The 11,728-nt window shown below is 39.0% G+C and carries 7 protein-coding genes; all 7 read left to right on the forward strand.

Annotated elements, in window-relative coordinates:
* The first annotated feature begins 359 nt into the window (after positions 1-359).
* The 7 genes from B3P16_RS11500 (at position 360) to B3P16_RS11530 (ending at position 11,678) form a co-directional block, all read left to right on the forward strand.
* A complete protein-coding gene (locus B3P16_RS11500; protein WP_236586000.1) occupies positions 360-3,665 on the forward strand; it encodes a SusC/RagA family TonB-linked outer membrane protein in 3,306 nt (1,101 codons plus the stop codon).
* A gap of 32 nt (positions 3,666-3,697) precedes the next feature.
* Complete coding sequence (locus B3P16_RS11505; RefSeq protein ID WP_070566116.1) at positions 3,698-5,413, forward strand: RagB/SusD family nutrient uptake outer membrane protein; 1,716 nt, start codon at positions 3,698-3,700, stop codon at positions 5,411-5,413.
* Between the two features lie 124 nt (positions 5,414-5,537).
* Positions 5,538-6,857 (forward strand): D-alanyl-D-alanine carboxypeptidase, encoded by a 1,320-nt coding sequence (locus B3P16_RS11510; RefSeq protein WP_239468749.1) that lies wholly within the window; start codon positions 5,538-5,540, stop codon positions 6,855-6,857.
* A gap of 10 nt (positions 6,858-6,867) precedes the next feature.
* Positions 6,868-8,166 (forward strand): MFS transporter, encoded by a 1,299-nt coding sequence (locus B3P16_RS11515; RefSeq protein ID WP_046672366.1) that lies wholly within the window; start codon positions 6,868-6,870, stop codon positions 8,164-8,166.
* Positions 8,167-8,186: 20 nt separating this feature from the next.
* On the forward strand, positions 8,187-8,915 hold the full coding sequence (locus B3P16_RS11520; RefSeq protein ID WP_070566110.1) for a (Fe-S)-binding protein: 729 nt from the start codon (positions 8,187-8,189) through the stop codon (positions 8,913-8,915).
* Between the two features lie 22 nt (positions 8,916-8,937).
* Entirely contained in the window at positions 8,938-9,828 is an 891-nt protein-coding gene (locus B3P16_RS11525; protein WP_046672364.1) for a TIM barrel protein, read from the forward strand.
* A gap of 275 nt (positions 9,829-10,103) precedes the next feature.
* Positions 10,104-11,678, forward strand: a complete 1,575-nt coding sequence (locus tag B3P16_RS11530; RefSeq protein WP_286843038.1) for a peptide MFS transporter — start codon at positions 10,104-10,106, stop codon at positions 11,676-11,678.
* Positions 11,679-11,728: the final 50 nt, after the last annotated feature.

The raw sequence follows: 11,728 nt of genomic DNA on the forward strand, positions 1-11,728 counted from the left end.
TTTTGGGAAAGGTTTTCGGTAACGAAAACAAAAGGATGTGCTTGTGTAACAATAGTATTGCAATTCGGCTTAGTGTATAAAATACAATAACTTGATTTATAGCACTTTGTGAATTAATTAAGATTTTTCCTTTTTTTTTACATTTATTATTCTTTACATTTATTTAACAGATTTTAACATTTCTGGAAAATAACCAAATTAAGTGAAAAATGAATAACCAAGGGGAATGAACCTATCAACGATATCGCATTGTTGTCGTCAGACCTAAAAAAAATGACCAAGAACTTAAATAAACCAATATCAGCTAAAACAACTAAAGAATAAACATAAATTTTTTAAACCACCTATTTAGTAAAATTATGATGAAAAAAACGGACAAAAATTGCTGTTTTGATCTCATATTGGGCCAAAAGTTCAATAAGAGGTTTCTGCTTATGAGTTCTCTTCTCATTGGGGGAGGAATGACCACTCATGGATTTGCCAGTGGATTAGTTAGCCATGGCAAAGTTGAAGTCGTTTCATTAATGAAAACAAAGCGTGTACAACAGACGCCTATCAAGGGGATCGTGAAGGATGCTGCTACAGGTCAAGGTATTACAGGCGTTTCTGTTAAAGTAAAGGGAAGTAGTACCGGGACTTCGACCGACGAGAATGGTGCATTTACTATTCAAAGTAAAGTAGGCGATGTGTTGATCATCAGTTACATTGGGTACAAAAGCACTGAGATTACTGTTTCTTCGAAAGCTGATCTTTCAATTTCGTTAAGCAGTTCAGAAGACGCCTTGGAAGAGGTCGTTGTGACAGGTTATTCGGCGCAACGTAAGAAAGATTTAACAGGTGCGGTCGCTGTTGTCAATGTGAAGGAATTGAAGACCACACCGGCTGCGAGTGCTGTTGAGGCATTGCAAGGGCGAGCAACAGGGGTTCAGATCGTAGTGGACGGCGCTCCTGGTTCTACACCACAGATTAAAATTCGTGGCTATAGTACGATTAACAACAATGAACCCCTTTACATTATTGATGGAGTGCCTTATGAAGGAAAGTTAAGCTGGTTGAATCAAAATGATATTGAAACAATGCAGGTGTTAAAAGATGCATCAGCAGCTTCAATTTATGGTTCACGCGCAAACAACGGTGTCGTAATTATTACAACTAAAATTGGTAAAGAGGGAAAACCTCAATTTAACCTTGATTCTTACTATGGTGTACAAGTACCAAACAGCTCACGTTTTCCAAAAATGTTGTCTCCACAACAAACTTTGGATATAGAAAATAGATTAAATGGCACAAATAATGTGCTTCCGGACTATCTTATCGCTGGACCTAAAGTAGGCGGTAAAGATGTAATCACTGCAGCGGATATCGATATGTCAAAATATAAATACGATGCAAGCAGCCGTTCGGACTTCTATCAGATTACGAAAGCAAATAAGGCCGGAACGAACTGGTTTGATGCTTTGTCTCAAAATGCCCCCACACAATCACATCAGCTTAGTGTTTTAGGCGGCGGAGAGAACGCTTCATACGCGATTTCTGGTGGTTATCTGAAACAAAAAGGGACAATTATTCACACGGGGTTCGAAAAATACAATCTTCGTTCAAATACGCGTTTTTCGGCTTTCAACAATAAATTGCGTTTTGGGGAGAATATGCAATATAGCTTTACGGAGGGATTTGGTGTAGGTGTAAATACCAATGTTGCTGGTGATTATATCGGTGAAGGTAGTGCATTAGGTTTTGCATATCGTATACACAATATTATTCCAGTATATGATGAAGGTGGAAATTTTGCGGGATCCGTTGGTGGCCAATTTGGTAATGGTGAAAATCCGGTAGCTATTGCTTACCGTGCAAAAGACAATAGAAACAAGAGCAATATGTTTTTCGGTAACGTTTTCGGTGAATTTGATATTGTCTCAGGTTTGACCTTCCGAAGCAGCTTTGGTATGAAGTATGAGAATTACAATGGTGTTTCTTATACTTATCCAAATCCTGAATTTACAGAAGGAAGTTTTAATAATGGAATAAATGAATATTTTGGATTGAATAAAGAATGGACCTGGACAAATACATTAAATTACAAAGCGTCATTTAATGACGAGCATACGTTAAGTATTCTTGCGGGTACAGAGGCAATTCAAAATCGTAATAGACAAATTTCAGGAAAAGGAAATGGCTTTTTCACGATGTCAAGTCTTGATTATCTCTATTTGGGTGCTGCATCTACAGGTCGTGTAAGTGATGGTTCGGGTGCAATTGGATCACTGTTTTCGATCTTTGGAAAAGTGGATTATTCGTTCAAAGATCGTTATATCTTAAGTGCAACTGTACGTCGCGATGGTTCTTCTAACTTTGGACCGAACAACAAGTATGGAACGTTCCCAGGGGCGAGTGCGGCTTGGCGTTTGTCGCAAGAAGAGTTCATGAAAGGTGTTTCATGGATTTCTGACCTAAAAATCAGAGCAGGTTATGGGGTAACGGGTAACCAACGTATTCCAGCTAACCAATATTTAAATCGCTATCAAGTTGCTATTAATTCTTCTTCTTATCCAATCGATGGAAGTTTAACATCCGGTATGTGGCAGAATGCGTATAATAATCCTGATGTAAAATGGGAACAAGTATCCGCATTGAACATTGGTTTGGACTTTACGCTTGCCCAAGGTGACTTTGATGGTTCTTTCGACTGGTATAACAAGAAAACGAAAGACATGTTATACCTGCTACCATTACCTGCTGTTGCCGCCGGTCGTGCGGGATCACCTTATGTAAATATTGGTGATATGCAAAACAAAGGGGTTGAGTTTTCATTGAATTACCATTATGGAAGACGTCAAGAAAGCCAATTTAAATTCGATCTGTCGGCTACAATATCGCGAAACGTGAACAAAGTTGTTGCCTTGGCGCCTTCTGTTACTCAACAGGTTTACGGTAGCTTTAGAAGTATGGAAACTTCTATCTTAAAACCAGGAGAGCCAATTGGTGCTTTTTATGGTTATAAGGTAATCGGTATCTATTCGGATGCAGATATGTCAAATGCAAGCGTGGCCAAATATGAGGATGGAAAATCGCGAGCAGGCGGACTTAAATTTGCGGATATTAACGGTGATGGAAAAATCGATGCCAGCGATCGTACGATCATAGGTAGTCCACATCCTGATTTTGTGTACTCATTCAATATCAATGCATCTTATAAAAATTTTGACTTTATGGCTTATTTCTATGGGTCAAAGGGTAACCAAAATTATGAGGCGACGCGTTATTTTACGGATTTTGGCGTATTTAGAGGCCAAAAAAGTGTACGTGTCTTAGACGCATGGGATGCCAAAACAAATCCTTCAAGCATGATTCCGTCGCAAGTGGTGGGGGCATCGGCGTACGAATATGCTTCTTCGAGCTATTACGTTCAGGATGCGAGCTTCTTAAAGTTGAAGAATCTGCAGGTTGGATATAATTTTGATACAAATAAGGTGTTCGGTAATAATACCGGTATCAAAAAATTGCGTGCCTATATTGGTGCAACAAATCTATTTACAATCACAAAATATCAAGGCCTAGACCCAGAAGTAAGTGCAACACCTTCAACATATTCTGCTTTGGGGGTAGACTTCGGAGTGTATCCACAAGCACGTCAGTATATGTTGGGTGTGAGTCTTGGTTTTTAAGGTTTAATGATTTAAGTTAAAATTTGATTGAAATGAAAAAAAGAAATATAATCGTCGTTCTCGGAATATCAATGGCTTTGCTATCTTCTTGTGGTAAATCTTTCCTGGAACGTATTCCACAGGGGGAGTTGTCTGACACGCAGGTTGCTAACTCAAAGGGTATTGAAGCTGAATTGATTGGTGCATACGGCATTTTAAATGGCAATGTCAATGGTACTTGGGGAAACTATTCTTCAGCACCTAGCCAGTGGTTGTTTGGAGAGGTTGCGGGGGATAACGCCCATAAAGGTTCTGAAGCTACGGATCAACCTAATATGAATATGATCGAGTTTCATACACCAAATAGTTCTAATGATAACCTGAGCCAGATGTGGGAGGTATACTATGAGGGTGTGCTCAGAGCAAATAATACGTTACGACTTTTGAATGCGGATCAGGCAGGTGCAAAAACAGTGACTGCGGACCGTGCAAAGCAAATTCAAGGTGAAGCCAGGTTATTGCGTGCACATTATTATTTTTACCTCTGGCGTGTTTTCAAAAACTTAGCCTACGTGGATGAGACTATGACGGTGGATGAGGCCAAGGTTAAACCTAATAAAGATGATGTACTGCCTAAGATCATCGACGATCTGAAATTTGCAGTGGATAATCTTCCTGCCACTAAGATCAACCAACAATCAGGCCGTATGGATAAAAATATCGCTAAGGCATATTTAGGTAAGGTTTATTTATACCAGAAAAAATATGCTGATGCATTGGCCTTGTTTAAAGACGTTATCGGTGCAAAAGATCTTCGTACGATGCCGTATCAAAATAACTTTGATGTCCTTACAAAAGATGGCCCAGAGGCATTACTGGTATCTAAACATGTGATTAACCCAGATGGATCTGGTGACAATGCCAATGTTGGCGATATGTTGTCTGGATTAAATGGAAGTAATCCGGTAGGTTGTTGCGGTTTCTATCAACCGACCATTGATTTGGTCAATGCGTATAAAGTTGATGCAAATGGCTTACCATTGTTGGACGGTTCTTATCGCAATAATCCATATAAATCAGATTTCGGTTTGTCTGATGAGGCAAAGAAAACATACAAACTTGATGTGACGCTTCGTTTTGATCCACGGTTGGACTATACGGTTGGTCGTAGAGGTGTAAATTTCTATGATTATGGTGTCATGCCAGGCGATGCATGGATTCGTGAGGTGAGCTCGGGAGGACCATTTGTTGGTATAAAAACAATGATTCCGAAGAGTCTGCATGCGACACATACGGCGTCAGGAGCGGCATATATTACTGACTTGGATGTTAATATTATTCGTTTAGCTGATGTTGTTTTAATGGCAGCGGAATGTCAAGTTGAATTGGGCGACTTAGGTGCAGCGATGAATCTCGTAAATGCAGTTCGTGAACGTGCGGCAAAATTACCTCCAAAAACGACTGGCGATAATGTTGCGGCGGCAGTATATGTTGTTAAACCCTATACTTCTTTCCCAGACCAAAATTATGCGCGCAAAGCTGTTCGTTTTGAACGTCGTTTAGAATTAGCGATGGAAGGACATCGTTTCTATGACCTCGTGCGTTGGGGTGAGGCGAAAACTGTATTGGAAAGCTACGCAACGTTTGAAGGTGGTTTTATGTCACGTTATAAAGGCTTAAACTATAAACCACAAAATGATTACTTCCCAATTCCACAATCGCAGATTGACAGAAGTGGTGGAGCTCTGACACAAAATCAAGGATATTAATTTTTGATAGTTTTAAAAAGGAAAGGGGGAGGCGTTGTCTTCCCCTTTCCTTTTTAAGGATTTGTATCTGAATTTTGGCAATAGACGAAAGGGAGTTCATGCAGTTTTTTGTATGTTTGAACTGATGAAAAAAATTTTAAGTGCATTATTGCTGCTTTGGTTTCTGCCCGCTGCTACTTTTGTAGCGAAGGCTCAGAGCTTTGAGGATGTTTATCAGCTATTTCAAGAATCTAAAATATTAAATGATCATTTTGTTGGTTTTTCTTTATACGACCTCAATGCCAATAAATATGTCATGGATATAAACGGCAATAAGCATTTTACGCCGGCTTCCAATACGAAAATGTATACCACCTATGCTGCACTGGCACTGTTGGGCGATTCAATACCTGGTTTGGAGTATGTGGAACGCGGAGACTCGTTGCTTATCTGGGGGACTGGTGATCCGACCTTTCTGCATAATCGTTTAGATACCCGGGTAGTATACAACTTTTTGAAAAATACGAATAAACGCATTTTTGTCGTGCCAGGAACAATGAAGAATAAGTTCTTTGCGCATGGTTGGGCTATGGAAGATTTTGAGGCTTACTATCAACCTGAAATCAGTACATTTCCTATTTATGGCAATGTGGTCACTTTTCGACAAAAAGGTTATAATTATCTATCGACCTCTCCAGCAAGTTTTCAAAATTCACTGGATTTTTTGCCGGAACCTAAGGTCGGTGATTTTGAACTTTCCCGCTCATTTCATGCAAATTCCTTTTGGATGTCCAAACGTCCCGTTCCGAGCGGTTATGTCAATGAAGTTCCATTTATCTATTCTGATAGCTTATTTATTAAATTATTGGCGGACAGTCTAGGTAAATCCGTCACCTTACTATCTTACCAAAAACCAAGCAATACCAAGATACTCTATTCCGGCAGTACCAAAAATTTAATCCGTGAAATGATGTTGCCAAGTGATAATTTTATTGCTGAACAGTTTTTGATGATGTGTTCGTGGAAACAATTCAGTCAATTTGATACTTACTTGGTACGGGACTGGATGAAGAATAACGTTTATAAATACTTTTCAGCTGAGGTCGCCTTATTTGATGGATCGGGTCTGTCGTCCTATAACAAGGTGACTCCGCAGAATAATGTAGATCTATTGGTCCTCTTGAAAAATAAGTTGCCGGATGAGCAAGAGCGTTTCCGTCTTTTTCCGGCTGGAGGTGTCGATGGCACCCTAAAACGTACCTATAGCAAAGATCTCGGTGAACCGTTTGTTTTTGCTAAAACGGGAACGATTACATCTGTCTATAATCAGAGCGGTTATCTGATTACGCGGACAGGAAGGCGCTTGGCATTTTCTTTTATGAACAATAATTATATAGATGATCGAGCAAGTGTAATTCGTAAAGAAATGGCTAAAATAATTACTTATATTCGTCAAACTTATTAAGCCAATTTAAATGGAAGCAATTGTAAAAAACAATAAAAAATTGATTCGTTCTTGGGCCATGTTCGATTGGGCCAATTCTGCTTACAACCTTGTTATTACTTCCACGATATTCCCTGTTTACTATACCGCAATTACGACGACAAAAGAGCATGGTGATGTTGTTCGTTTCTTTGGGATTGAAGTCGTCAATACCGCACTTTCCAATTTTTCTTTGGCCTTTGCCTATTTGCTGATGTCTTTTTCTTTGCCTTTTATTTCTTCCTACGCTGATGCAAAGGGGAAAAAGAAACAGATTATGAAATTCTTTACCTATGTTGGAGCGGTTGCATGTATGTGCTTATTTTTCTTCAAGCTTGAAACCTTGGAAATTGGTATCATATGTTTTGTTCTTGCGGCGATGGGCTATATTGGTGGTGTTTTGTTTAACAATTCTTATTTACCGCTTTTGGCAACTGTTGATCAACAAGATAAGGTGAGTGCGCAAGGTTTTGCTTATGGATATATTGGCTGTGTCACTTTACAGATTCTTTGTTTTATAGTGGTGCTTAAACCTGAATGGTTTGGTATTACAGATGCTTCACTACCGGCTCGCATATCGTTTCTAATGGTCGGATTGTGGTGGCTTGGGTTTTCAATGATCCCTTTTAAATACCTGCCTAAAATTGATGCGACCGAGAATAACACCGGTAAGAGTTTTGTACAGAATGTACGGGATGAATTCGGCCATGTTATCCAAAAGATCAAAGGTATTCCAGAAATAAAACAGTTTTTGCCGGCTTTTTTCTTTTATGCAATTGGTGTTCAGACCTTGATGATTGTAGCCTCTTCTTTTGGAGAGAAAATTTTGCATTTAGGCGCAGAAAGGTTGATTGCGACAATTCTTCTCATCCAGCTCGTGGCTATCTTAGGTGCATTTTTAATGTCTTATTTATCTACGCTTTTTGGAAATATTAAGGTGTTGATCGTTGTGGTGATGATCTGGATCGGCATCTGTATTGCAGCATTTTATTTATCTACTCCACTTCAGTTTTATATAATTGCTGCACTGGTCGGTTTAGTTATGGGCGGGATTCAGTCCTTATCACGTTCAACCTATTCTAAGTTAATTCCGACGGATATTAAAGATACGACGGCTTTCTTCTCTTTTTATGACGTTACAGAAAAAGTTGCTATTGTCATTGGATTATTCTCATTCGGGTTTATAGAACAGGTAACACATAATATTCGATATTCGGCATTGGTTCTTTCTTTATTTTTTGTAATTGGATTGTTACTTTTGGTCCGGATATTAGTATCCAATAAATCTTAATTTTATTGATTGAATTGCATATGAAAGTAGAACTTTTTGTTCCTTGTTTTATAGATCAGCTTTACCCTGAAACCGCTTTTAATACGGTTCGTTTATTAGAAAAAGTCGGTTGCGAGGTCGTCTATAATCCTGAGCAGACATGCTGTGGCCAGCCGGCCTATAATGCTGGATTTTGGGATGATGCGAAACAGGTCGGACGGAAGTTTTTAGGTGACTTCTCGGGAGATCATGTGATTATTTCTCCTTCGGCGTCCTGTACTGGTATGGTACGACATGCTTATAATGATTTATTCGCAAATTCGGCAGATTCCCATCAATGTCATAAAATACAACAACAGGTGATGGAAATCTCTGATTTTTTAGTAAACGTGCTAAAAAAAGAGTATTTTGGAGCTGAATTGGAGGGTGTTGCGGTATACCATGATTCTTGCTCGGCTTTGCGAGAGTGCAAAATTAAAGAGGAACCACGGAAATTATTGAGTAAGGTCTTAGGTTTGGAGATGGTGGAGGTGAAAGATAGCGAGACATGTTGTGGGTTTGGGGGAAGTTTTGCCGTTAAATTCGAAGGAATATCCGCAGCAATGGCTGAGCAAAAAGTGCGCAATGCACTTGATCTGAATGCGGATTATATTATTTCCACTGATTCATCTTGTTTGCTACAGCTTCAATCTTATATCGATAAACATAAATTACCCATTCAGACGATGCACCTCGTTGATGTGTTGACCACTGGCTGGGGAAATATTTAAATAACACATTAAATCTAAACACATGAATTCAAGAAGAGATTTTCTTAAAAACCTTGCGCTAGCATCTGCTGGTATAGCATTAGCTCCCTCATTGGAGAGTTTTGCGGCAGCAAAGAAAGATTGGTTTGACATTTCCTTGGCTGAATGGTCATTGCATAAATCCTTGTTTAAGGGAGATTTGAACAATTTGGATTTTCCAGTATTGGCTGCCAAAAAATACGGTATCTATGGGGTGGAATATGTGAATCAGTTTTTTAAGGATAAGGCTAATGATAATAATTACCTTACTGAGCTAAATATGCGCGCGAAAGATAATGGTGTACGTAATGTACTCATTATGATTGATGGTGAAGGAAATCTCGGTGACGAAGATGAAACAAAGAGAAAACAAGCTGTGCAAAACCATTATAAGTGGATTTCTGCAGCTAATTTCTTAGGTTGTCATGCCATTCGTGTCAATGCGGCTGGAAAAGGAACGCCTGAGGAAGTGAGTAAGCGTGTTGTTGAAAGTTTAACAACACTATCTGATATCGGTAAAAAAGCGGGCATTAGCATAATTGTAGAAAACCATGGTGGTATCTCTTCTCATGGTGACTGGTTGGCCAATACATTAAAAGCAGTGGGTAGTAAATATTGTGGAAGTTTACCCGATCTTGGTAATTTCTATGAGTATGATCGTTACCAAGGTGTAACGGATTTAATGCCTTATGCGCATGGTGTGAGTGCCAAAACACATGATTTTGATGCCAATGGTAATGAAACGCAAATTGACTATGAGCGTATGTTGAAGATCGTTAAAAAAGCAAAATTCAAAGGTTATGTGGGGATTGAATATGAGGGAAGTAAGTTGAGTGAGGAAGAGGGTATTTTTGCTACTAAAAAATTATTGGAACGTTTGCGTCCTTTGATTTAAAATTTAACTATTCGAGTTCTTTTCTGTCAATGGAAAGAACTCGAATAGTTAAATAGGTTTTAATTGATGTGTTGCTCGGATGCAACAACTAAAAAAACTGAAGTCCATTTGTTAGAAACCTATTAAAATCTTCACTATCTTGCTTGAGTATATGAAGATGAGTGAATAACTACTTTCTTGGTGTAGAGGACCATCGGATTTTTCCATTTACTGATGGTATACTTATAAATGGAAATCGCACTACCTTATTTTGAAAAATAACGATTAAAAAAAACATGAATTTTGAAAAAAATGCTGTTCTTGAAACCCATTTGCAAAAAGTAGGGGCGGAACATGTATTGGTACAAGGGCATCCAGCCGGCTTGTTCGTATTATTCTTCACAGAGATGTGGGAGCGTTTTAGCTACTATGGTATGCGGGCGCTGTTGGTGAATTTTCTAGTTTCTACCATCGCCCAACAAGGATGGGGCTGGACCAACTCCGAAGCGATGAAGCTTTACGGTTTGTACACGGGGATGGTGTTTTTAACGCCCTTGTTCGGCGGGATTATAGCCGACCGTCTTACAGGATATAAAAAATCCATTATGGTGGGGGCTATAATTATGACTCTCGGGCATATCGCTATGGCTTTAGAGGGATTTAATAAAAGCTTTTTTTTGGCAGGGTTGGTGCTGATTGTTTTGGGAAATGGTCTGTTCAAACCCAATATTTCTTCGATGGTAGGAAAATTATATCCAGATAAAGGCGGTAAAAAGGATGCGGGGTATACCATTTTTTATATGGGTATCAATGGAGGGGCATTTTTGGGTATGATGCTATGCGGCTATATTGGTGAGAAGATCGGCTGGCATTATGGTTTTGGGCTTGCCGGAATATTTATGTTTTTGGGAATGTTGCAATTTTATTTTGCGCAGCCCATCTTCGGAAAGATTGGAAATACACCCGAGAAACAAGAAGAGCTAACCGAAATTGCAGCGGGTCAAGAAGAAAATCCGCAACATATTGTGCGTGATCGTTTGCTTGTAATAGCCATTTTTATGTTGTCAAGTATTGTCTTCCATTTAGCTTTTGAACAAGCGGGTGGCTCGATGACGATCTTTGCAAAAAATTATACACAGCGGGTATTGAGTGGTGACATGGCGGTTTTATTTAAATGGTTCGACGCTGCATTGACGGTTTTGCCGATTGTGGTAATTACTGGAGTATTGTTTGTTTTAGCGAAGAAAATCATACGCAAATACCCGATGATTATACTTTTTTCGAGCATTTCTTTTGTGATCATCTGGTCCTTGTGTCTTTGGAAGGTTTATCGGGAATATTATGGTATGAATTCGGAAGTTACTGTATCCTGGTTTCCGATGTTAAATTCTTTCTTTATCATTACGCTGGCTACATCATTTAGTAAGATCTGGGAGAAAGTATGGAATCCTTCTGGTCCAATTAAGTTTGCAATGGGACTGACACTGGTTGGAGTTGGTTTTGCGGCACTATCTATTGGAAGCTCCGAGATTCCTACCGGTGCAAGGACGGCCTCTGTTAGTATGATATGGCTGGTATTGGCATACTTTTTTCATACAGTGGGCGAATTGTGTATTGGTCCGGTTGGACTTTCTTATGTCAGTAAACTATCGCCCAAAAAATTCCTGGGGTTATTGTTTGGTTTTTGGTTTTGTGCCAATGCCATAGCTAATTTTATAGGGGGCTTTATTGGGTCGTATATTGATAAGATTACTGAATCTCATTCGATGTCTTACTTCTTTGCAGTGTTTACAGTGATCCCTATGGTGGCTGCTGTATTTCTTATTCTAGGCAACAAAAAAATAAAAAAGATGATGCATGGAATTGATTAATTCATAGAAAAATAGTGTATCTTCAAGCGATTTTTATCAAAATAAAAACA

The sequence above is a fragment of the Sphingobacterium sp. UBA7631 genome, assembly GCF_002483935.1.
Lineage (GTDB): Bacteria > Bacteroidota > Bacteroidia > Sphingobacteriales > Sphingobacteriaceae > Sphingobacterium > Sphingobacterium multivorum.